This window comes from Rhizorhabdus sp. (genome assembly GCF_018006725.1).
Classification (GTDB): Bacteria; Pseudomonadota; Alphaproteobacteria; order Sphingomonadales; family Sphingomonadaceae; genus Rhizorhabdus.
Map to the genome: position 1 here is coordinate 14,531 of NZ_JAGMXV010000006.1, position 22,807 is coordinate 37,337.

The 22,807-nt window shown below is 65.4% G+C and carries 25 protein-coding genes; 22 read left to right on the forward strand and 3 right to left on the reverse strand.

Annotated elements, in window-relative coordinates; all coding sequences use genetic code 11:
* Positions 1-16 precede the first annotated feature (16 nt).
* The 10 genes from KAY22_RS02000 (at position 17) to KAY22_RS02045 (ending at position 5,349) form a co-directional block, all read left to right on the forward strand.
* Positions 17-277 carry a type II toxin-antitoxin system Phd/YefM family antitoxin gene (locus KAY22_RS02000; protein WP_017183643.1) on the forward strand — a complete coding sequence of 87 codons (261 nt, stop codon included), beginning with the start codon at positions 17-19 and terminating at the stop codon, positions 275-277.
* Complete coding sequence (locus KAY22_RS02005) at positions 277-687, forward strand: type II toxin-antitoxin system VapC family toxin (RefSeq protein ID WP_011950451.1); 411 nt, start codon at positions 277-279, stop codon at positions 685-687. Before KAY22_RS02000 ends, KAY22_RS02005 begins: the two co-directional genes overlap by 1 nt.
* Positions 688-877: 190 nt before the next feature.
* A complete protein-coding gene (locus KAY22_RS02010; protein WP_011950450.1) occupies positions 878-1,192 on the forward strand; it encodes a hypothetical protein in 315 nt (104 codons plus the stop codon).
* A gap of 41 nt (positions 1,193-1,233) precedes the next feature.
* The gene (locus KAY22_RS02015; RefSeq protein WP_017183644.1) at positions 1,234-1,431 is read left to right on the forward strand and encodes a hypothetical protein; all 198 of its coding nucleotides are present in this window, start codon (positions 1,234-1,236) and stop codon (positions 1,429-1,431) included.
* Between the two features lie 192 nt (positions 1,432-1,623).
* A complete protein-coding gene (locus tag KAY22_RS02020; protein ID WP_011950449.1) occupies positions 1,624-2,319 on the forward strand; it encodes a hypothetical protein in 696 nt (231 codons plus the stop codon).
* Between the two features lie 12 nt (positions 2,320-2,331).
* Positions 2,332-2,616, forward strand: a complete 285-nt coding sequence (locus KAY22_RS02025) for a hypothetical protein (RefSeq protein WP_011950448.1) — start codon at positions 2,332-2,334, stop codon at positions 2,614-2,616.
* Positions 2,617-2,693: 77 nt separating this feature from the next.
* Complete coding sequence (locus KAY22_RS02030) at positions 2,694-3,632, forward strand: hypothetical protein (protein WP_011950447.1); 939 nt, start codon at positions 2,694-2,696, stop codon at positions 3,630-3,632.
* A 108-nt stretch (positions 3,633-3,740) separates the two neighbouring features.
* Positions 3,741-4,013, forward strand: a complete 273-nt coding sequence (locus tag KAY22_RS02035; RefSeq protein WP_011950446.1) for a hypothetical protein — start codon at positions 3,741-3,743, stop codon at positions 4,011-4,013.
* Positions 4,010-4,576: a hypothetical protein gene (locus KAY22_RS02040; protein WP_011950445.1), complete on the forward strand. Its 567-nt coding sequence runs from the start codon at positions 4,010-4,012 to the stop codon at positions 4,574-4,576. Before KAY22_RS02035 ends, KAY22_RS02040 begins: the two co-directional genes overlap by 4 nt.
* Before the next feature lie 221 nt (positions 4,577-4,797).
* The gene (locus tag KAY22_RS02045) at positions 4,798-5,349 is read left to right on the forward strand and encodes a DUF736 domain-containing protein (protein ID WP_011950444.1); all 552 of its coding nucleotides are present in this window, start codon (positions 4,798-4,800) and stop codon (positions 5,347-5,349) included.
* Positions 5,350-5,472: 123 nt separating this feature from the next.
* Here KAY22_RS02045 and KAY22_RS02050 read toward each other — a convergent pair whose 3' ends face one another.
* The gene (locus KAY22_RS02050; RefSeq protein WP_011950443.1) at positions 5,473-6,753 is read right to left on the reverse strand and encodes a solute carrier family 23 protein; all 1,281 of its coding nucleotides are present in this window, start codon (positions 6,751-6,753) and stop codon (positions 5,473-5,475) included.
* A 2-nt stretch (positions 6,754-6,755) separates the two neighbouring features.
* A complete protein-coding gene (locus KAY22_RS02055; protein WP_049771328.1) occupies positions 6,756-7,064 on the reverse strand; it encodes a helix-turn-helix domain-containing protein in 309 nt (102 codons plus the stop codon).
* Between the two features lie 179 nt (positions 7,065-7,243).
* Between KAY22_RS02055 and KAY22_RS02060 the strand changes: the two genes are divergently transcribed.
* The 9 genes from KAY22_RS02060 to KAY22_RS02100 all read left to right on the forward strand — a co-directional run bounded on the left by KAY22_RS02060 (position 7,244) and on the right by KAY22_RS02100 (position 16,346).
* Complete coding sequence (locus KAY22_RS02060; protein WP_011950441.1) at positions 7,244-9,064, forward strand: phosphoenolpyruvate carboxykinase (GTP); 1,821 nt, start codon at positions 7,244-7,246, stop codon at positions 9,062-9,064.
* A gap of 15 nt (positions 9,065-9,079) precedes the next feature.
* Positions 9,080-9,388: an alkylphosphonate utilization protein gene (locus KAY22_RS02065; RefSeq protein ID WP_011950440.1), complete on the forward strand. Its 309-nt coding sequence runs from the start codon at positions 9,080-9,082 to the stop codon at positions 9,386-9,388.
* Positions 9,389-9,996: 608 nt separating this feature from the next.
* Entirely contained in the window at positions 9,997-10,326 is a 330-nt protein-coding gene (locus tag KAY22_RS02070; protein WP_011950439.1) for a single-stranded DNA-binding protein, read from the forward strand.
* A 58-nt stretch (positions 10,327-10,384) separates the two neighbouring features.
* On the forward strand, positions 10,385-10,714 hold the full coding sequence (locus KAY22_RS02075) for a hypothetical protein (protein WP_011950438.1): 330 nt from the start codon (positions 10,385-10,387) through the stop codon (positions 10,712-10,714).
* A gap of 32 nt (positions 10,715-10,746) precedes the next feature.
* Complete coding sequence (locus KAY22_RS02080) at positions 10,747-11,349, forward strand: hypothetical protein (RefSeq protein ID WP_011950437.1); 603 nt, start codon at positions 10,747-10,749, stop codon at positions 11,347-11,349.
* A 901-nt stretch (positions 11,350-12,250) separates the two neighbouring features.
* Positions 12,251-13,330 (forward strand): DUF2493 domain-containing protein, encoded by a 1,080-nt coding sequence (locus KAY22_RS02085; RefSeq protein WP_011950436.1) that lies wholly within the window; start codon positions 12,251-12,253, stop codon positions 13,328-13,330.
* Between the two features lie 186 nt (positions 13,331-13,516).
* The gene (locus KAY22_RS02090) at positions 13,517-14,083 is read left to right on the forward strand and encodes a hypothetical protein (RefSeq protein WP_017184750.1); all 567 of its coding nucleotides are present in this window, start codon (positions 13,517-13,519) and stop codon (positions 14,081-14,083) included.
* Between the two features lie 851 nt (positions 14,084-14,934).
* Positions 14,935-15,750, forward strand: coding sequence for a hypothetical protein (locus KAY22_RS02095; RefSeq protein WP_011950433.1), 816 nt, complete (start codon positions 14,935-14,937; stop codon positions 15,748-15,750).
* Positions 15,751-16,121: 371 nt separating this feature from the next.
* Positions 16,122-16,346, forward strand: a complete 225-nt coding sequence (locus KAY22_RS02100) for a hypothetical protein (RefSeq protein WP_011950432.1) — start codon at positions 16,122-16,124, stop codon at positions 16,344-16,346.
* A 119-nt stretch (positions 16,347-16,465) separates the two neighbouring features.
* On the opposite strand, the gene KAY22_RS02105 is transcribed toward KAY22_RS02100, so the two are convergent.
* A complete protein-coding gene (locus KAY22_RS02105; RefSeq protein WP_026002696.1) occupies positions 16,466-16,684 on the reverse strand; it encodes a hypothetical protein in 219 nt (72 codons plus the stop codon).
* 481 nt (positions 16,685-17,165) lie between these two features.
* On the opposite strand from KAY22_RS02105, the gene KAY22_RS02110 reads away from it, so the two are divergent.
* From KAY22_RS02110 to mobF, 3 genes are read left to right on the forward strand one after another with little or no spacing between them, the layout of a single operon-like run.
* Positions 17,166-17,456 carry a hypothetical protein gene (locus KAY22_RS02110; protein ID WP_011950431.1) on the forward strand — a complete coding sequence of 97 codons (291 nt, stop codon included), beginning with the start codon at positions 17,166-17,168 and terminating at the stop codon, positions 17,454-17,456.
* On the forward strand, positions 17,446-19,752 hold the full coding sequence (locus tag KAY22_RS02115; protein ID WP_011950430.1) for a type IV secretion system DNA-binding domain-containing protein: 2,307 nt from the start codon (positions 17,446-17,448) through the stop codon (positions 19,750-19,752). The genes KAY22_RS02110 and KAY22_RS02115 overlap by 11 nt, the downstream gene beginning before the upstream one ends.
* Complete coding sequence (gene mobF, locus KAY22_RS02120; protein WP_011950429.1) at positions 19,752-22,796, forward strand: MobF family relaxase; 3,045 nt, start codon at positions 19,752-19,754, stop codon at positions 22,794-22,796. Before KAY22_RS02115 ends, mobF begins: the two co-directional genes overlap by 1 nt.
* Positions 22,797-22,807 lie beyond the last annotated feature (11 nt).

Here is a 22,807-nt window from a genome sequence, read left to right on the forward strand (position 1 = left end):
CAAGTGCGAGGCTCTTATGAACATGACAACCATTTCAAGTCGTGACTTCAACCAAGGTGCGAGCCGGGCAAAGAAAGCTGCCCGCAAGGGCCCTGTCTATATCACCGAACGGGGCAGGCCCACCCATGTGCTCATGACGATCGAGGATTATCATCGACGGCAGGGCAAGAAGCCCCGCAGCTTGCTCGCGACCTTGGCGCAAGCCGGCGACGATGCTGACTTTGACTTCGAACCCAGCAAGCTGGATCATATCGTCCGACCGGCGGATCTGGATTGATGTTTCTCCTAGATACGAACGTCATCTCCGCGCTTCGCAGACCTGAACGGCTGCCTCCCGAGGTGACATCCTGGGCGGACGAAGCCGATGTCGACCAGTGCTACATTTCGGTCATATCGGTCCTCGAAATTGAACTAGGCATTTTAGCCAAGGAGCGCGTCGATGCTTCTACCGGCCGCATTTTGCGGACATGGTTTCAAACCGACGTGCTGGCGGCGTTCGATGATCGCATCATCCCGATCGACACCGAAGTCGCGATGCGGTGCGCCGCATTGCATGTGCCGGATCCCCAACCGGAGCGGGATGGTCTGATCGCCGCGACGGCGGTTGTGCATTCGATGACGCTTGTTACCCGCAACGTTGCGGATTTCGAGCGCACGCCGGCCAACCTCCTAAATCCCTGGCATTGAACTGGCGCTGAGCCGAAGTTGATTTGAGGTGACAGACCATGAAGTCTCGGCACAAAGATCCGAAAGCAGGCGACACATCCAGGCGGGAAGTGCTGCGCCTCCCCGACTTCAATGCAGATGATCGCAAAAATGTTGCAGCTGCTCGTCCTCCGGTAGCAGCGGACGCTTTCAATGAAGAAACGCGGCCGGCGTGACCGCGGCACCCTTCGGCAAGGCCGCTGCGGGAAAAGCTCTCGATCGCCTGATCGATCTTGCCCGGTCCGACACGGGCCAGGCGCGCCGCGCCGCCAACTTCCTGCTCGCCTGGTGGAATGGCGAGGATTGCGGTCATTTTCCCATCGCCGATCTCTTCGGTGTCGATGCGACGATCGCGACCCATATCACGACCATCATTGGATTTCTTGGCCAGCATGAAGGTGCGATCTACCCCGATGCCTTCGGTCGCAAGGCCGAGATGATCGAACTGGTCGGGCGCTGGCGCGACTTCGCCGACGAGGATGGCTGAGCGCTCGCATCGGGACGCTATCGGCGCTATTGTCGAGTCCCATGGCCGAGCTTGATCCCCACACGCTGCGCGTCGCCGCTTCGCTCGTTCGCTCGCGGATCGAGACCATAAAGCTCGACGGGCGCATGGACGGGCTCCAGCGGTTGGGTGCGCACCGTACGCTCACCCAGCTCGCGGTGGATCTCGAAGTGTCGGCCGACCATGTCGGGCCTCCCCGCCGGCGCAAGCGTACGAGCTGAACGCGCCAACCCGGCGGTGACGCCGGCCGGGCCTTCCGACCATCGCTGACCGAGGCCGAGAAGCTTCTCCGCACGTCTTCTGCCGTCCGCGCTCCGCGCACGGGGAGGGAAGGGGGGAAGAGGATGGCGGCCGGGCCTGTCTCCGAGGCCGGGGACCGGCCTTGCGCCGCACGCCCTTCCTGAGGAGCCATTATGGCCAACCATTTTACCAAGGCGAGCTTCACCTTCGCTGTCACCGATGCCGAGGCCGAAATCTTCCGGCATGTCGGCGAGGCTGCCGAGATCGTTGGCGATTCCCGCCTCGCACCCGATCAGCGCGCTGCAGCCTATGCCGACCTTGGCGCGGGCTTCGCCGCCTGTTTTCCCCCGATCGACTCCGATCCCTTCGGCGGCTTCCTCGCGATCTTGAGCGATCCCGATTATCCACGGCTCGGCTTCTCCGTCCAGGTCGATCCGTCGGATGGGACAGGGCGGTGCAAGGTCTGGCTCCATGGCGATCAGTTCGACGTAGAAACCGCCGCGCAACTGATCCAGAAGGTCGCGAAATCCGCGCTGCCGGCCGGCTTCGAATATTGCCTCGATTGCGACCGCCTGCGCCCTGGCGAATTCGGCGGCGGCTATGTCGTGATCCGCGAGGATCGCTTCGAATTCGCCTCATCGGCCCAGCTCCTCGAGCGGGCGCTTTCGCGCGAGCACCGTGAAGGCGCCGACGGCTACGTCCTCACCACGCGAGATGCTGAAGAGGGTCTGCTGTTCTGGAACAATGACACGGGCTTTGGCGAGCTAAGCACCGCAACCGTGTTCTCCGAAGCCGAGGCCGGCCGTTTCGACGTTCCCATCGCCCATGATCAGCCGGAATGGCTGGCCATGCCGGCGCCGATCTCCTGAAGGAGCCCGCCCATGCGCTTCATCATCGCTCTCTACGAGATCGACCGCGCCTATGGTGGGCCTGAAGAAGGTGCCTGGTGGTACGATACCGGCGAACTGGCTCGATTGCTGGCGCTCGCGCCCACCGAGACCCGCGCCGTCCAGCTTGCCGATCGCGCCAATCGCCTGCTCGAGCGGTTACAGCGCCACCGCCGCCGCGTCGATTCCGTCCTCTACGACGGTGGGCGCTATGCCGCCATCGTCTTCGAATGGACGGCGCCGCCGGCATTTCCCGAAGTCCGGCCGCAATACGCCTGACCACGCACGCGCAGGCAACCGGTCCGCGCCTGCTCCCTCCTGACCCCCCAGACCGACCATCCCAAGGAGGATTCTCCATGTCGACCTATCATGTCGCCTTCACGGCGCGTGTCCCTCACTGGATTCTCGAGCACGCCGAGGCCGGGAACACGGACCGTGCGCGCAGCTGGATCCTCTTGCAAGGCTGGTATGAGCGCCGCAGGCTCGAATGGAACGCCACGCTTACGGTGGAACCGGACAAGGCCCACTCCCCGATACGCCATGAGGTCATTCTCGATCTCGATTGTCCCGAAACCGACAGGCCCAGCGCCGCCTCGTTCGCGTTCACCGTCAAGGTAGGCGTTCGCCATGGCGAGGATCCGATCCACAAAGCGCGCCGCGTGCTCGATCTGTCCCGCCGCCGTGACTCGCTGTGCCGCAAGGCCGACCGCTGGGACGTTCTGGACCGCGGCTCGTTTCGCGCCGTGCGCGGCAGTTCGCTGATTGGACCGATGCCGCCGCAGTGGCCCATCGACCGGACGCTGACCGCCTTTTCGAGCCATCTGGGGAGCTATGGACAAGGCGGGGTCGGCCTCGCGGGCTGGCAATGCAACGGGGGATCATGGATGGTGCTGCCGCTGACCTACTCCGACGGATGGATCTGGCTCACGCGCGAGGAGATACGGCCAGCGCCGGACCATCGGTCACTTGCGATCGCTGTCGATCAGCGAATCCTCGGTGTGCATCCCGATCAGCTCGCGGACTTCCCGCCCTGGGAGCATCGCTATGCCGGTCAACATCAGATCCTCGACATGCCTGACTTCGGAGCCGAAAGGCCCACAATCCTGCGGTTCGACGCGAGCGAGACCGGCTTCATCCTCGAGGCCGCCAACGGTCCGACCCGCTGGCGCTTCGCCATGGGCGACGACCTACCGCGCCCTGTCTGGGGCGGTTCGCGGAAACCGCGGCTGCTGTGCGAGGGCGAATCCGTCGCCGAGGCCTTCTGCCTCGCCCATGATTGCTATCTTGAAGTCTGACCGGGGTCACGCACGTAGCACTCGCCCACGCGCTACCGCGATCGTTGCTGTGACCGCATGCCATCGGTCGCGGCCCGCTGACCTACCGCTTCCGACATGGAGGATCACATGATCGTAATTTCAGGCCTGCGATGGAAGGTCCTGGCAGCCAGCGCCCCAGCCTGCTGCGACCCGGCAGATGTATGCCGCGAGGCCGTCGAACACTGCAACGCCTTGAGGGTCGGCATCGACGTCAGCTTCCGCGACAACATCATCGAAGCCCGGCCCGGCAGCGATCCCGCGCAGCTCGCCGACATCTTCGAGCGCCGCGCGGCCGAGCTGGCCAAGCCGGTCGGCTCTCCCTCGTCCGACCACGTTCAGTCCCAAGGGGAACGACCATGACCACCATCGTCCTGAGCAACGGCCATTTGCGCACAGAGACCGCCGACGCGGCGATCGACGCGCTGATCGAGATCCTGCGCGATCATCCGCTCAACCGTCTGTTCGAAAAATATGGCGACTTTGTCGAACGCGACGCCCGCAATCTGCGCGGCGAATGGCTGGAAGGCGTCGAGAATGCCGTCAGCTTCTTCGGCAACTTCTTCGATCGCTCTCATATCTTCAGCATCGTCTCGAACGATCCGGATCATGTCGACCGGCTCTGCACGGCGATCGCGGCCAACAGGCAGCGCGCCGACTATCTGCGTCAGCCGCCGCCTTATGATTCCGACAAGCTGGTCATCGAGCGCAAGCGTTTCAGCGTCACCCAAGGCGAAGTGCTGCTGACCTATAACGGCCAGCGGATCGAGCAATATGGCGACACGATCCGGCTCAATGGTCGCGGCGACTATGACGGCCATGACGACCATTACTGGCACGGCATCGCAAAGCGCGACCTCGCCCGTCGCCATGTCGAGGCCTTCGACCGCAGCAGGACCGCGAGCGAGCGGCCTGCTTCCTTGTAGCTGTCATCGCCCAGCCAGTACCGGCGGCCCGGGGCGGCCTGACCGCTTTAAGGCGATCAGCGGCATCCCCTCACAGATCCATTTTCGCCCCGAGGCCGCGGAAGCGGGCCTCGGATGTGGCGCTTGCGCGCCTGCTCGGCCGAACGGCCGAGGAGGGGAGTGGGGAAGGAGGAAGTTGGCTCGGACACAGTGTTCGAGACCGGCTTTCAGGAGACTTTCCCATGAATATCGGTTCGATCAAGCAGAATGACGCCGGCATTTTCGTCGGCAAGATCGCGACGCTGACGATTGCCATGACGATCGCGCTGCGCGAGGTGCACTCGGCCAATCCGAAGGCGCCGAAGTACGAGGTGCTGGCGCTGTCGGCATCGCGGGCGTGGGTGCAGGTGGGTGCGCTGTTCGAGCTTTTCTCTAACGGCACGGGCGAGGCGTTCCTCAACGGCAAGATCGAGGATCCGAGCCTGGCCGCGCCGCTCTACGTGTCGGCGTTCCGTCAGGAGGACGGCAGCTACAACGTCGTGTGGTCGCGCCCGACGCGCCGCCGCGACCTCGCCTCGGAGATGGCGCCCAAGGCCGACGAGGGCCTGCCGCCGCTGCCCGGCGCCGACGAGACCGCCGGCCCCGCCACACAGGGCACCGAAGCCGGCCTCGGACAGTCCTCCGCAAGCCATGCCTTCGGCTGCGAGCCGCAGCAGGAACAGCAGCAGGAAGGCGGACGCCGGCAGCGTCGTCAGCGCGCGCCGGAGCAGGCGGAGGAGCCCGAAACCGTCTGAACCTCCCCGTGCCCGGTCCCACACCTCCAGGCCGGGCACACCCTCCCGCTGGGCTCGCTTCGCTTCTCGCGAAGCGGGCCCTGTTTTCATTTACCCGGCAGCCCGCACGTCTGCATTCCGGCTTCAGTCTCCCTCTTGCGGAACCCGTCGTCGTGCCATGGCCAGCAGCGCAGCGACGACGCATCCCGCGACGATCCCGAAGGTCAGGTCCTTGACCAGGGTCAGCCCAAAGGTCGCCAGGAGCACCAAGGCCGTGGGCCAGCTGCGGATCAGGCGCAGAAACTCCGCCTTCTCGGCCATGTTCCAGCACACCACCAGAAGGACGCCGGCGAGCGCGGAGAGCGGAACGTACCGTGCGAGCGGTGCCGCGACGAGCATGAAGAGCAGGACGAACAGCGCGTGCATCATGCCCGACAGCGGACTGATCGCGCCGGCCCGAATGTTGGTTGCTGTGCGTGCGATCGTGCCGGTGACGCTGATCCCTCCGAACAAGGCGGACACGATATTGGCAAGCCCCTGCGCAACAAGCTCCATGTTGGAGCGATGCTTGCGCCCGGACATGCTGTCGGCGACCTTCGCTGACAGCAGACTTTCGACGCCGCCGAGCAGCGTAAACGACAGGGCCGACGGCAGCAGCTGGAGAACCAGCGCCCACGACAGCTGCGGCGCCTGCGGCGTCGGAAGCCCACGCGGGATCTCTCCGAAACGGCTGCCGATCGTCTCTGCCGGAAGCTGCAGCCAGGCGGCAGCTATCGAAGCCAGGACGACCGCGATCAGCATACCGGGCCAGTTCGGCCGGAACCGGCGCACCACGAAAATCAGCGCGGCGCATCCCAGGCCGAGCACCGCGGCCGCGGGCGTCACCGTCGAAGCCGCGTTGCCCAGCCCCACCAGCTTGGGGATGAGGGGGCCAGGTTCCGCTCCGTCGAGATGAAGACCGAAGAGGTCCCGGATTTCTCCGGAGAAGATCGTCACCGCAATGCCGCAGGTGAAGCCCACCGTCACCGGATGGGGAATATGGCGGATCAATGAGCCCAGCCGCGAAAGTCCAATCAGCGTCAGCAGGGCCCCGGACAGCATCACGGTGACGAGGAGGCCGTTCAGACCGAATTTCGTCGTGGTCGCCGCGACCAGAACAATGAAAGCCCCGGCGGGACCCCCAATCTGATAGCGGCTACCGCCCAAGGCCGAAACGAGGAATCCGCCGATGATCGCGGTATAGAGCCCTCGCTCGGGCGACACCCCCGAAGCCACGGCGATCGCCATCGACAGCGGCAGAGCGACGATCGCGACCGTCACGGCGGCCAGCACGTCCTTGCGAAACGACGAGAAGGAGTAGCCCTCGCTCAGGACCGTGAGCAGCTTCGGCCGGAAGAGATGCGATGTCGCCGTTCCGTCAGGCATCGCTATGACGCCGACGCATTGTCCGGCGTGCGCCGCACGGGCTCGCGCAGGGTCGGGCTGGTGGGATCGCGCAGCCGGACGCCACGCCCGCCACTCGTGCTAACGCTGTTTTCCCGGATGAGTTCGATGCCCTCGCGTTCGAGCGCGTCGACCACCTTGGTCAAGGTGTCGACGACGCCCCGGACATAGCCATCGCTCGCCGCTTCCATCCGCTGGATCGTGGGAAGCGATACGCCGGCGCGCTCGGCGAGCGTGCGCTGGTCGATTCCGAGAAGCGCGCGCGCCGCGCGAAGCTGGGCCGGAGTGAGCATCGGCATGATGTAAAATACATCAGAAATGACGTCAAGGATCGCTTAAAAGCGTTGTAGAGTATCTATCATGCTATCCTAAACTTGCTTTCAGCGCCATCAAACTGCTAACGCTCAGGCACCCAAACCACCTTTTTAACCGCGCGCGCTCGACGCGACGCCCAGGTATTCGGAGAGTTTCGATGTCGGACGCCCTTATCGCTGAAACGCTGGCCGCCCCGACTCGCCATCGTCGCCTCGCCGCCTGGGTGGACGAGATCGCCGCCCTTACCAAACCGGACCGGGTCCACTGGTGCGATGGCTCCGAGGCCGAGTGGGACGCGCTTACCGCGCAGCTCGTCGCCGCCGGAACCCTGCGCCGCCTCGATCCCGCGAAGCGTCCCAACTCCTTCTGGGCCGCATCCGATCCACGCGACGTCGCGCGCGTCGAAAGCCGCACCTTCATCTGCGCCGAGGACGAGGCCGACGCCGGCCCTACCAACAATTGGCGCGCACCGCATGAGATGCGCGATACGCTCCACGGCCTATTCGACGGCTGCATGCGCGGACGCACCATGTATGTCGTGCCCTTCTCCATGGGGCCGATCGGCTCGCCCATCAGCGCGCTCGGCGTGGAGATCACCGACAGTACCTATGTGGTGCTCTCGATGCGCGTGATGACGAGGATGGGCGCACCGGCGCTGGCAGCCCTGGGCGATGACGGCGAATTCGTTCCCGCGGTCCACTCGGTCGGCGCTCCGCTGGCGCCCGGCCAGGCCGACGTCGCCTGGCCCTGCAACGAGACCAAATATATCGTCCATTTCCCTGAAACGCGCGAGATCTGGTCCTATGGATCGGGCTATGGCGGCAACGCCCTGCTAGGCAAGAAATGCTATGCGCTGCGCATCGCCTCGGTCATGGCCCGCGACGACGGCTGGCTTGCTGAGCATATGCTGATCCTCAAGCTGACCTCGCCCGAAGGCGGCGTGCATTATGTCGCCGCCGCTTTTCCCTCGGCCTGCGGCAAGACCAACCTCGCCATGCTGCAGCCAACCATTCCAGGCTGGAAGGCCGAAACGATCGGCGACGACATCGCCTGGATGCGCTTTGGCGACGATGGCCGGCTCTATGCCATCAATCCCGAGGCCGGATTCTTCGGCGTCGCACCCGGGACGAGCGCAACGACCAACGCCAATGCCCTGGCCAGCCTCAACGCCAACACGATCTTCACCAACACCGCGCTCACCGCCGACGGTGATGTCTGGTGGGAGGGCCTGACGAAGGAGCCGCCCGACGGGCTTACGGACTGGCGCGGCCAGGCCTGGTCTCCCGATCTCGGGACGCCGGCCGCCCATCCCAACGCGCGCTTCGCCTGTCCCGCCGGCCAGTGCCCGGCCATCGCACCCGAATGGGAGGATCCCAAGGGCGTCCCGATCTCGGCGATCCTGTTCGGCGGCCGGCGCGCGACGACCGCTCCGCTCGTCACCGAGGCCTTCGACTGGCAGCACGGTGTGTTCCTGGCCTCGAATGTCGCCTCCGAAGGTACGGCTGCGGCCGAGACCAAGATCGGGGATGTCCGCCGCGACCCCTTCGCGATGCTGCCCTTCTGCGGCTACAATATGGGCGACTACTTCGCGCATTGGCTCAAGCTGGGAGCAGAAGCAGCGGATCCAGCCAAGCTGCCACGCATCTTCTACGTCAACTGGTTCCGCAAGGATGCCCATGGCCGCTTTCTCTGGCCCGGCTTCGGCGACAACGCCCGCGTCCTCAAATGGATCGCGGACCGGCTCGACGGGTGCGTCGAGGCGGAAGACAAGGCCATCGGCCGCCTTCCCAATAGGCACGACCTCGATCTGCAGGGGCTCGATCTGTCGGATGACGCGGTCACCGCCTTGCTCGCCGTCGATGACGATGAATGGCGCGCCGAGGCCGAGCGCATCCGCCGTGACTATGCGCGCTTCGGCGACCGCCTGCCCGCCGCCTTGACCGCCGAACTCGGCGCGCTCGAAGCCCGTCTGGCGTGAAGGGCGCCATCGATCGTGACCGACGCAAACGACGACTATGTCTATGACGAAGCCTCTGGCGACTGGATCACCGCTGCCGAGGCAGCCGTGAATGCCCGGACCGCCGAGACGATCGAGGTCCGCGATGCCGTTGGCAACGTCCTCGCCGATGGCGACAGCATCATCACGATCAAGGACCTCAAAGTGAAGGGGGCGGGGCAGACCCTGCGCAAGGGTACCGTGATCAAGGCGATAAGGCTGACCGGCGACGCTCAGGAAATCGACTGCCGCTACGAAGGCATCAAGGGCTTGGTCCTGCGCGCGGAATTCGTCCGCAAGCACTGACATGGCTGGCGAGGCTTCGCCGACCGCTCCAAGGACGAAGCAGGCCGGTGCCCCGCGGCCCGATGGTCATGGAGCCTGACCGAGTTGCGTGGACGGCGTCAGAACCTGCGCCCATCGCCGTCCACGCGGCCGGTGATCATGCCCGACCACTTGGCGCCGCGCCCTTCTCGTGTCTGGCGCTAGCCGAGCGCCGCCCGGCATGACCTGACGGCGTAACGCCGCCGTGGAAGGCGCGCCGATGTCAAGCTGCGACGCAGGCCGTCCCCGACCATTTGGGCACCGATGAATGTCTGACGCGCGCTGCAGTCGTGCTGCCGGCGTGTCTCGCCGTGGCGGGTCCGTGTGAAGACCGTCCATGCCGCGCGCCTTGCCGATATCACCGCGGGGCCATCCGCTTGTCTGGATGAACGCTACGCCCGTGCGGGATCCCCGCAACCCGCCATTTTCCGACCGTGTTGAGGCCTGACGGCCTCTGCCCGCACCACTCGAAAAATGGGGGTTTCCCCGCGCTGAAGCGCAGGTGCGGTGCCCCCTCGATCACGGGCCTTCGCGATTGTTCATCCCAGCGGGATCGGCCCGCTGGCGTGAAACGCGAAAGGCATCAGGCCATGAACAAGGTTTTTCTCTCGGGCCGCATCACCTCGGACATCACCCGCTTCGGCACGGACAGCAAGGGCGGCGTCAGCTTCAGCCTCGTCACCTCGAAGCCGGTGATCAAGGACGGCCAGGTCCAGAAGGACGACAACGGCTACACCGAAACCTACGACGAGTTCCATCAGGTCAAGGCCTTCAACGGCCTCGGCAAGTCGGTCGCCAACAACAAGAAGAAGGGCGACAAGCTCCTGGTGGTCGGCGAGATCCGCTACAGCCGCAACGAGCGCGACGGGCGCACCTACTACAACACCGACATCGTCGCCGAGGAAATCGAGTTCCTCTGACCGTCTCCCGGGCGGTCGCTCGCGGCCGCCCTCCACCTTCCTTCAGATGGAGAGCAAGATGTTCACTCTCACCAGCTTCGACGACATCGCCGGAATCGCCCAGGGCGTCGAGATCACCAACCCCAACATGGTCGAGCGCATCCGCCGCGCGGCAGACAGCCTTAACCGCCACGAGATCGCCGCGCACCTCGGCCAGGCGATCACCGAGGCGACCGACGCCGCGCATGTCCGCGACTTCGAGGAAGTGCAGTTCGGCGAGGCGAGCGCCGATGCGATCGTCGATTGCGAATATTACGAAGATCTCGCCGCAGCCTGGTCGCTGATCGCCAGCGAGCATCAGCTGACCATTCCCCATTCCATCTTCGCGCACGACGGGTCGGTCCACTGACCCGTCACACGCCTTTCGAACGGAGTACCGTCATGATCAAACCTGCCCCTTCGAACACCGCCGCCGCCCATTGCTACGGCATCGTCCTTCACCATCGGCTCGCCTGGTGGCTGGTCGAATTTCCCGAACTCGACGCGGCGCCGACCGCCGCGCGCAAGCTTTCGGGCAAGCTCACGCCGGGCATGGCCGACTGGCTCCGCTCCGAGACCGGCGATGCCGGTCTCGCGGCCGACGTCGCTGCGCTCCATCCCCAGAGCCGGTGCTGGTCCGGCGAATTCTCCTACCTCCCCGCGGCCGGCGCCGCCGACCAGATCGACATCGATGCCCATCCCTGGGGCAGCGAAGCCGGTGAACTCGAGACCCGGCTCGCGCGCACGATGATCGATGCGACACTGCATCCGGTTCCCGCGGGCTTCATCTCAGTCTTCACGGGCCTACCGCCGGAGAACCAGCCCGTGCTCGCGATCAGGTTGAGCGGCTACACCTGTTCGACCTTCGAACTGCTCACCGCCCGGCATATGCCGACCTATCGGCCGCGGTCGCCCTGGCGCGACATCTCGGCCGATGCGGTCAGCGATAGCGGCAGCGACATCATCGGCTGGCAGCCGGCGGCCGACTGGATCAGGCCTATCTGATCCGTGCGGCGAAGCCGGCGAGTGTCGTTGGCTTCGCCCTGCCTTTCGCTCGAGCCTGACTATCATCTGCCCGCGCGAGCGCACAGCCGGGCGCCACCACCGCTGGTGGCGTTTTCCACTTGCCGTGCCCACCTCCCGGTGAAATCCGGACGCCGGCGGCTCCTGTCGTGACCCGGCTCTCATGCGTGCCGCAGGTTGTGCCGCGCCTTGTGCCGCGTGAGGTTCATCGCCCTGCCGCGAGCCGCGTTCACTGCGCCCGGGCCCTATCGCTCAGCCCCGTTCGGACATGCGGGCGCGAGCGTGTCAGCCGGCGATCGAACTGCCTCGCAGCCAGCTCCTCAATCCAGGTGATCGATACCGTGACGCCCCAGGACGTCAGGCACCGGGGAGGTTTGCGGTGACCATCCAGTGCCGGGCGGGCCGGCGAGGTTTTGCCCGGACAAGAAGAAGAGAAGAGGGTTTCGGCGCATCCCGCCCAACGCTTCGCGCCGGGCGGGACCGGGGCTCTATTCGCTAAGCCGCCGCCCGCGCGTACCGCACGTGCCCCGGCCAAGCTCACGGAGCCAGGCCTTCGGCCCGTCTCCGCCCATTCGGGTGACGAACCCGCTTGCGGGATTCCCCCGGTGAGGTTTGAAATCCCTATTCCTCTCTTGTGTCTGCCTAGTTTGGCATGCGGGGTTGGCAGTCCGTCGAGGATGAGCGGTCCCCCCAATTTTTTCGTGCGGCCGCTGCCGCGCCCACCCGAAAAAAATCGGTTCCCCCGCTCCCCGCTGGTGCGGCGTCAACCGGGGTCCGGCCGCGGCCGGCTTCCCGGTTAACGTCCCCGACCTCCCTGACCGCCGCATGTCCTGAACAAGGCCTCATCGCGTGGATGAGACATCCAAAAGCCACGGAGGCCAACATGTCCAAGTCCTTCTCGAACTTCGCCGATTTCGCCAGCTTCATCGCCAGCGAGACGGGAACCGACCAGCGTAGCCCGCTCTACGAAGCCGCCTTCATCGAGCATGACGAGCGCGCCAAGCTTTCGCCTGTCGACGAGAGCGAGCAACTGGAAATGCCCGATCCGGAACAGAGCCGAGCCGCCGTCGAAATGGTGATGGCGACGCTCTTCGATGTGTTCCGCGACACCCGCCTCGAACCCTTCGCGAGCGATCTCGCCTGGGGCTTCGTCAACAGCTTCCATGTGGTGGCGAAGCGCATCAGCGACCGCGAGGACGATGCGGCCAAGGAGCTTGGCGAACTCGCGCGCAGCTTCGATCCCAGCGAAATCTACGCATCGCAGATCGAGGAGGCGCAGCTGCTCTGCCAGACGCTGCAGGGGTGCCGGGATGCCATGGAATGCATGCGCGACCACGCCGCCGACGTCTACCGGGTCGAGACCGGACGGCCCTATTCGCCGACGCGCGGCAGCCGGGTCTCGAAGGGCGTCACCGCCTCGATGATCGACGCCCGAGACTATCTCGCCGCCCGGATGCGGGAACGCCGTGAGCAGTTCGCTCCGGAAGGTCCGGTCGTTGCCTTCTCGGGCGGTCAGGTCTGGGAGGATCATGACATGCTCTGGAAGGGTCTGGACTCGATCCTGGCCCGCATCCCGGAGATGATCCTCGCCACGACAGCACAGACCAAGGGCTGCGATGCCATCGCGCAGGCATGGGCAGCAGCACGCGGCGTGAAGGTCATCATGTTCCGCCTCGACCGCCGGCTGGGGGCCAAGGCCGCCTTCGTCCGCAACGATCGGCTGCTCGCCCTCAAGCCGGTCGAAGCTGTCGTCTGCGAAGGCTCCGGCATCCAGATGAACCTCGCCCAGAAGCTGCGGCAGGCAGGCGTTCCCCTCCACATCGTGAAGCTCGAACCGTCAGCCAAGCCGCAGCCCGCCCAGCCCACCGGCAGAACCGCAAAGTCGCGGGACGAATTCGATCCCTGGACCCAGGACGACTATTACGCCGCCATGGTGAACGGCGGTGGTCGCCGTCGTCGGTGACGCGTCCGGGAGAGGCTCCGGCAATCGCCGGGGCCTCTCCTGCTTTTTCGCTGCGAGGATGCGGTGCGCGGGGGCATCGAACCCCCGCGCACCGCCGGGCGCTGGCGCGCGCCGCACGGACAATACCCGAAAGGGCCAAGGAAAGAGGGGAGAGGCGAGGCGCTTTCAGCCGAGGAGACCAAGCCCGTGTCCATCCTGTTCCGCATCACCGAGCCGGCCGACGATACAGCCTCGCCCAGCGCCATCATCACAGCCCGCAAGCTTGCGGCTTTCCGCCGGTTCCTCCGTTCCGAAGGAGATCGTATCGGCATCGCGCTGCTCGAACCCGACGAATATCTTGGCGACAGCTTCGAGGCGCGCGTCTGTCCACTCGCGCTCGCCGCGATCACGGGCATTTTCGACCACGAGGCCACTGTCATCGCAGTCGTCGAGGAGGCCCAGTTCAGAGGCAAGCGCATCGCGATCCATCACTGCCCGAGCAGCGCCGAGATCATCCTGCGCGTCGCCCTCACGTCCGATCAGGGCGTCGAACTCGATCTCGCCTACGGCAATGCCTACGCGCTGCTCGAAGCGCTCGCGATCGAGCCTGACAGCGTCGGTGACATCCCCATCGATCTCCTACGCGCCCGGCTGTCCGATCCGGCCACGCCGAGCCGCGCGGCGCTGCGCGGTGTCGGTCATTACCTGCCCCGACTAGAGCGTCTCGTCGCGAGCGCGCAGGAGCGCGAGGCTGCCCGCTTCGCATGGGCCTGACATGCGTTAGTCCCGGCAATTCTTCTCCGGCGGGATCCTGTCGGTCCTTCGACGCATGAGGCTGTCGATCGCCGCCTGTAAATGACAGGTCGCCATCTGCTCGCCAGCTTGCTCGAGCGCCGCCATCGCCTCACGCATCAGCACGACTGCGAGGGCCCGGCGGACGTTTGAATCGATTCCCTGCGGATCATATATGTCGATTGATTCCGGCGTGCGCGGTGCGGCTTTCGCGCGGCGGGGAACAATCTCTCGTCCCGAATTGGTCATCCCCAGGCTCCCCGCAATGCGCAAAGGTCGAACCCTTGCTCAAAACTCCCGCGCACGAGGCGCGGGAGCCGGGGCTGGTAACACGTCGAGACATGCGCCTACGCTTTTAGCACCAAGGCACCTGGACATATGCGCAGGCACCCCGGCGTGAGATCACACCGAGCTGCCTTTCTCGACGGGATTACCAGTCCCGGCGCCACGGCCTTCGCGGCGCAAACAGCCACCTATCACAGACATGGGAAGACACCAAGGTGGGTCGTCTGAACAGCGAGCCACAGTGCCTTGCCGGCAGGCACGGACACGTGCCTAAGATGGGAGACGGGACCCAAGCTCTCTCACATCTCGGCATCAGACGAGGCTTCATCGCCAAAGCATGACGCTGGGTGTCGATCGGCCGTCAAGGATCAGCGGTCCCCCCAATTTTGCCGGCCGGCGCGCTGCGCTTCCCGGCGACAAAATCGGCTCCCCCCGCTGCCCGCTCACGCGGCGGCCATGCCGTCCCTGACCGCCTCAACACCGCGTCCAGATGAGCCCATCCTCATCGATGCGAGATGGGGAGCGCACCATCATCAACGGAGGCTTCGATGGACAATCTTCACCACTCCCTGCGCACGCTGTTCAGCACCCCATTCTGTCCAAACTGCACGACCCTCTTCGACGCCGAGCAATATGATCATGTCGACGAACGCGCGCGCTGCTCGCACTGCGGAACCGTCTATCGGATCCCCGACGACCATGTGCCGGACAATCCGGATGACGACATCGACGACGTCCGGCCGGATACCGCCCATATTGTCCAACCGCACGAGCCGGGCTACTGGCCAGCGCAAGCGACTGGCTTCCGGCTCATTCGCCTGCTCGAAAGATATCTCGCACTTACCCAGACCTGCGGGCGCTTAGTCAGCGTTGCCCAAACCTCCACCGAACGGGATTTCTTCAGGGCCGAGCATGACCGGCTCTACCGCCTAACTTGCCGCATCGCACGCCAGGTCGCCCGATCGAACGGCTACGCGATCCTTCGAGCACTCTCGGACGATAGCCCGGCCTATCGCGTGGTGATCCAGAACCAGCCTATCGCTCTATCCGGGGGTTCGTGCATCAAGGAGACGCCGCAGTTTCTGACCCTCGAACAGTTGCGTGCCGACGCGGAACGGCTCGCCGAAGCGGAGATGCGGGCCACCGCCGGCGCGACGTACGAACTCTACGCCCGCCAGTTCTCCACGGCCTGTGCACGCGCCATCAACAAGCTTGATCCGGACCTGCGCCGCTACGCCGTCAAGATCGCCAATGACCACGGCTACATCGCGGGCGAGGACGAGCGATATGCCGACTTCGGACCCGGCCTATGCTCCCTGACCGGCATCGACGAACACTATTGCCATTGCGGCCGTCACCCCTGACGGCAGCCGGGACCGGGCCACGCGCTCGGTCCCGTTCTTTCGACGAGATGGCTCGATGCCCCGGCTCGCTCGCGTGCCATGCGGACCCTTCGGTCCGCACGTCGCTACGCCTCGGCCGAGGTCTCCCGACGAGAGGGAACATCTCTCACAGTCTTCCCATTCTGTCAGACGTCCGAGGCCGCCTCAAGGACGGCGGGGCCCCACGATTTTCTTCGGCGGATCGAGGGGAGGCGCTCGTCCTTCGGCGTGGTGGCCGCCGAAGAAAATCGTGACCCCCACCGCCGCTTCGCGGCCCGCTTCGCGGGTCCTTGACCCGGCCTCGGCCGCCTGACGCGCCGCTCCTGTCATTCAAGACAGACAGGAGCGAATCCATGCAGATGATCTCGACCAGCGCCGCCGCCGACAACGCCGCCTTCTTCGCAGCCATCGCGAACGCCGAACGCCGCGCGCTTCACAGCTACTTCGACCAGCACGTCGTGGCGGACGACGAGGCGGGCTACATCACCATCGACGAGGGCGATTACGGCGCGCTGCCGATGACGATCATCGACCGGATCGTCCACAGCGTGCCGGGCGGACTGCTCGACGAATATTGAGGCAAGACGGGGAGGGGCGCGCACGCGCCTCTCCCTTTTTTTGTGTGGCGATGTTACGGGCATGGGGGGCATCGAACCCCCCATGCCCGTGCCGCGACAAGGGTCGCGGCGGGGGCTGTTCAGGCCGTGAGGCGCTTTTCCACTTCGTCGATGCCGAGCGACCGGATACGGGCAACGAGCCCACCCAATCGCTTGCCGTCGAGCTTCAGCAGGCCGGTCTTCTCAAGAGCCTGGATCGCGGCCTCGCGTTCCTTCTCTTCCAGCCGTTGCCGTCGCTCCTCGAGCTTGCGGCCTTCCTCTTCTATCGCTGCTCTTTCCTGTTCCAATGTGCGTGCCATGAAGGGCCTCTCGGTTCACGCTGATCGGGCTATGAACAGGCCCACTATAAGCGCTCACCGGCCATGCCGGAAGCACGGAATGCGCGCCCGCCAAGCGGTTGGTCAACTGCCGCAACCATGGCTTTCCTTCCGTCCACCGGACGGCCTGGCGTCCCGCCGGAGGCGCTTCCCCATGCCATTTGATCGCGTCACAAGACGCCCCGGGGAGTGGATCAGCCCTGGTGCAGAGAAGCACACCGAACGCACCTCGGTGCATTGGGTTCTGGAACAATTCCAGCGACTTATGGCGGTCTTGGTGCGTGTGCGGCTGTGGGACAGGATTTCGCTGCCCACAAAACACACGAAAATCGGCCATTTCAGCGTGTTACACGAGAACACGCTCCGCGCCGCGCATGCGATTTTCTTGCTCCACCGACACGATTGCGCTATAAGTCGGATCGGTTTCTGAGACCCCACCAGCCTCCCTGCTAGGAGGCTCGGTTTGACCATTCCCTACAAGCATTGCTCGGTCCGGCTCGACCGGAGCAAATATGATCGCCTCGTAGCGCTCGCCGCGGAGCGCGGATGCACGCCGTCCGACCTGCTGCGCGCGGCCGTCGATGCCTTCCTGGGATCCGGCCAGCTCTTGACCTCAAGCCACCGTCGGATCGCCCGCATCAGCGAGTTCCAGCATCTCGCGCTCGACATCATCATCCGCGAACAATTCCCCGAATATCGCGACCGCATCATCGCGGAAACCGACAAACGTCTGGAGCAATATCATGGCGCGTGAGGACATCCGCACGGACGGGCGTCCCGTCCCGCTCACCCATCATTCGGCGCGCGGCCGCGTGCAGCGCAATGCCGGCAATTTCACCCGCGGCAGCCAGCTACTCACCCATGAGATGCTGATGTGGTTCTCGGGCGCCAAGCTGCCCTTCATCCTCTGGTTCTTCGCCTTTCTCGCCGCCTGGTTCATCATCATGTCGCTCAAGCTCGACGAGCATGGTTTCCAGCTCGTCTGCATGAAGGTCTATGCGACCCTCTGGAACTGGATCGACCTCAATCCGAACAAGCGCGTCAACGTCACGCTGCCGAACGGCGACCTCATGCGCACCGTGATGAAAGCGGTGCCCTATATTCCCGAGGTCATCACAGCCTGGGCCGTCGCGATGCGGGGCCTCATCGGCGCTTTCCTGATCTCGGTCTTCATCACCATTCCGGCCGCCATCTGGTTCGTCGACATCTCGCATCGGCGCGGCCGTTCGATCCTTCAGGAACGGCATGAACGCGGCGCCATGCTGGTTGATCGCAGCGTGCTTCTGGTGGAGATCAACGAGCATAACCGGGTGAAGTTCGAAGAGGAGGCGGCCGACCTCTTCCCCGGCCTGTCCTCGCGGCAGGTTCTCGCGCTCCCGTTCCGAGCGCGCAAGGAAGCCGGCATCCATCATCCCTACACGCTCGCGGGCATCCCCTTTCCGCACCGCACCGAACAATCCCATGCGATGCTCATCGGCACCACCGGATCAGGCAAGACGACCGAGCTCAGAAGCCTCGTCACCCAGATGCGCGAGCGCCAGGACACGGCCGTCATCTTCGATCTCACCGGCGCCTATGTCGAAGCCTTCTACGATCCCACACGCGACACGATCCTCAATCCCATGGACGCGCGCTGCCCGGCCTGGTCGATCTTCAACGATTGCCGCACCCACAGCGAATTCACGGCCGCCGCGGCGGCGCTAATCCCTTCGGATGGCGGTTCGTCCGAACCCTTCTGGGCGCTCGCAGCGCGCACCCTCTTCATCGAGATGTGCATTCGCCTGATGGAGCGGGGGCAGACCAGCAATCTGGCGCTGTCCGAGAACCTGATGACGGCCGACCTGAAGCGCGTCCACCGCTTCCTCGCCAACACCATCGCCGACCCGCTCACTGCCCCCGAAGCGGCCCGCATGGCGGAATCGATCCGCGCCGTCTTCAACACCAATGCGCAGGTCCTTCGCTTCCTTCCCGACGAGGGCGAATCCTTCTCGATCCGCGACTGGATCACGCGGGACAAGAAGCCCGGATCGATCCTGTTCGTGACGTCGAACTATGTCGATCTGCCGATGAACCGGGCGCTGCTCACGCTGTGGATGGATCTCGCGATCAACCGGCTGATGACGCTGCCGCGCACCCGCAGCTTGCGCACCTGGTTCATGTTCGACGAGCTTGGCGCACTGCATCGCCTTCCGGCGATCGAGAATGGTCTCCAGACGGCGCGCGCGTTTGGCGGCGCGATGATCCTGGGCATCCACAGCTTCGAGAAGCTGGTCGAAGTCTATGGCGAGCAAGGGGCACGCAATCTCGCCTCGCTCGCCCGCTCCAAGCTCATCCTCGCGACGGCCGATCTCGACACGGCCGAGCAGTGCGCGCGCTACATCGGCAACCGCGAGGTTCGCCAGATGGATGAGGCCTATAGCTACGGCTACAATAACACCCGCGACGCTTCGACCCTGACCCCGCGCAAGCAGGTCGAACCACTCGTCATCGCCGATGACATCACCAACCTGCCCTCGATGCACGGCTTCGTGAAATTCCCCGACGGCTTCCCCGCCGCGCGCATCCTGCTCGAGTGGAAGGACTATCCCCAGGTCGCCCAGGGCTTCGTCCAACGGCCCGATGTCGGGCCGGTACGCTCAAGGCGCGGAGAGGAGGTGTTCGAGGAAGACGGGGCAGGGGAGGCGGGCGGGCGCGACGGCTCGTTGCAGGTCGTGGAGGAAGTGGCCGAGATCACCAATCTCGCCCGCGATCTCGCCGCACGGATCCTGTCGGCCGAGGTCGAGGAGGAGGACGATGCCGCCCGCCGCGCGGCGCAGCGGGCGGACGACCGGGACGAACAGGCGACGCCTGGCACGCATAGCGCGGACAGGGCGCAGGCGGCGCGCGCCAGCGGCGAGGAACAGCCGGTTTCCGCGCGCGACCGGGACGATCGTCGTGATGGCCACCGGCACGGGGAGACGAGCCCACAGGTCGAGGACCAGACCCTGATCGAGCTGCGCCACGACTTCTCCACCGGCCGCGAGGATGACGGCATGGACATGGGCATCTGATGCTCTCGGTCGCCGGCGTCCGCTCCGCTTCCGGTGCCGCGAACTATTTCGCGAAGGACGACTATTACACGGTCGAGGGCTCGTCCGAGATCAGCGCCTGGGGAGGGGAGGGCGCCGAGGCGATCGGCCTGTCCGGAGAAGTCTCGAAGGACGCCTTCGAGGGCGTGCTGAACGGTATCCTCCCAAGCGGCGAAGCGGTCGCCCAGGTCGAGAACCGGCGCGCCGGCTACGACCTCACCTTCTCCATGCCGAAGTCGGCTTCGGTCATGGCCTATGTCGCCGGCGACAAGCGCGTGCTTGACGCCAATATGGCCGCGGTCAAGGCGACCATGGCCTGGGTCGAGAAGAACCTCGCGGAAGGGCGTCGCGACATCGAGGGGCGCAAGGTCCCGGTCCAGACGGGCAATCTCGTCTACGCGCTCTTCCAGCACGACACGAGCCGGGCGCTCGATCCGCAGGCCCACATCCACGCCGTCATCGCCAACCTCACCCGCATGCCCGATGGCAAATGGCAGGCACTCCACGCCGACAAACTCTGGAGCCACAACAGCATCATCGGCTCGATCTACCATGCTTTCCTGCGCGCCGGGCTCGAGCGGATCGGCTATCAGGTGGACCTCAAGGGCAAGCATGGCACCTTTGAGATTGCCGGCGTTCCCAAGGCGGTCATCGGCGAATTCAGCCAGCGCCGCGAGGAGATCCTCGATCACGCAACGCGGCTCGGCATCAAGTCGCCGGAGGGCCTGCGCGAAATCACCAAACGCTCGCGCGATCCCAAGCTCGACGTCGAGGACCGCGCCGCGCTGAAGCAGGGCTGGATCGACCAGGCCGCTGCCCACGGCTTCGACGGCAAGGACCTGCGGGCAGCAGCCGAGGCGCGCGCCGGGATGGCGTCTTCGGAAAATGCTCTCGAGCGCGGCTACCGCGCCATTGTCGATGCCGTAACTGGTGCCCGCCAGACGCTGGGTGCGCTGCTCCGCCCCCAGGACCCTTTAGTGGACAATGCGCTCGCCCGCGCGGTCAAGTCGCCAGCGGAAGCGCGCGCGCAGCTCGCGGTCGCGTCCGCCGTCCGGATCCTCTCCGAACGTGAGGCCGCATGGCCCGTCAATCTGCTCGGCAAGACCGCGCTCGATCTCGGTCTCAAGGGCGTCACCGTCGACCTGATCGAGAGGCGGATCGACCGGCTCGTGCAGAACCGTCAGCTCATCCCGGGCGTCGCGACAGCCGCGGACCGGACTGGCCGCATGGTGACCACGCAGGAGGCGCTGCGGACCGAAGAGAAGATTCTTGCCGCCGTCGAGGAGGGGAAAGGGAAGTCCGAGCCAATTGTGGCGGCCGCCGATGCGCCGCAGCGATTGCAGGATGCCGCCGAACGGCCGCTCAATCCTGGGCAGCTCGCCGCCGCGACGATGATCCTGTCATCCGCCGATCGTACCGTCTCGGTGCAGGGCGCCGCCGGCACGGGCAAGTCCACCATGCTCCAGGCGGTCGCGCGGGTCGCCGAGGAGGAGGGCGCCCGGATCACCGGACTTGCCTTCCAGAACAAGATGGTCGCGGACCTCGCCGAAGGGGCGGGCATCAAGGCCCAGACGATCGCTTCCTTCGTGCTCGCCAACGAGCGGTTCGTGACCGAGCGTGACACGCTGGGATATGAGGCTGCGCGCGAGAAGCTCGCCGGTACCATGCTTCTCGTCGACGAAACCTCGATGGTGTCGTCGAACGAAATGCTCAAGCTCCACCAGATCACAGCAGCCTTGGGCGTCGACAAGCTCGTTCTGGTCGGTGACCGGCAGCAGCTCTCTTCGATCGACGCGGGCAAGGCCTTCGCCATGATCCAGGCGGGCGGCGGCACGATGGCGCGGATGGATCAGAATATCCGCCAACGCACCGACCAACTGCGCACCGTCGCGGCGCTCGCCAATATCGGCAAGGCCGGCGCGGCGCTGAAAGTGCTGGGGGACCGTGTCGTCGAGGCGGGGGAGCCGGCCGCCGCTGCGGCCGACATGTGGCTCGAGCTCTCCCCTGGCGAACGGGAGGCGACCGCTGTCTTCGCTTCGGGCCGCGACGCGCGCGCCGTCATCAACCAGCGCATCCAAGATGGCCTGATCGCGGAAGGGAGCGTCAAGGGCCAGGCGATCCATCTCACTGTCTTTGAGCGGGTCAACACCACGCGCGAGGAGCTGCGCTATGCCTCGACCTACCGTCAGGGCCAGACGCTCGAGGTCGGCCGCGGCGGCGCGCAGGACGTCGGGATCAAGGCGGGACGCTACGACGTCCTCAAGGTCCACGCCAACGGGAAGGTCGAACTGTCGGACGGTCGGCGCAGGATACGCTTCGATCCCCAGAAGCTGTCGCCGACCGAGCAGCGCGATCGCCTGCAGCTTTCTGAAAAGAAGGACCTTCAGCTGCGCGAAGGGGACCGCATCCGCTGGACGGCCAACGACAAGCAGCGCGGCCTGCACAATGCCGCGCTTGCGCGCGTTGTGGGCGTCGATGCCGATGGCGTGAAGGTTGAGACTGCGGACAAGGTGCTCCTCACGCTCAGCCTCGGTGACCCGATGCTATCTCGGCTCGACCTTGCTTATAGCCTTAATATGCACATGGCCCAGGGGATCACCACCGACAAGGCGATCACCGTCATGTCGTCGCATGAGCGCAACCTCTCGAACCAGCGCCTCTTCAACGTCGGGGTCACGCGCGTGCGCGACGAGCTGACAATGGTCGTGGACGACAAGGAGAAGCTCGCGCGGCAGCTCGACATGAATCCCGGCAACAAGACCTCCTCGCTCGAGACGCTCGGCCGCCTCGATATCGACGGCAGGAAGGGGCCGGGCGCGCAACCCCGCGAGAAGTTCGATCCCGGTCCGATCGACGGCGTCAACCTGTCCGATCTTGCTCCCGTTCCAAGCGATCTGCCGCCTCTGCCCGATGGCGCGGCATCTGCGCCGGCCGCGAAGGCCCCACAAGCGCCGCCCGATCTGAAACCCGATCGCGGCGATCCGCTGCCACCGCTGCCCGAGCGCAGCCTCGGGCTCGACTTGTGAATGGAGAAGTC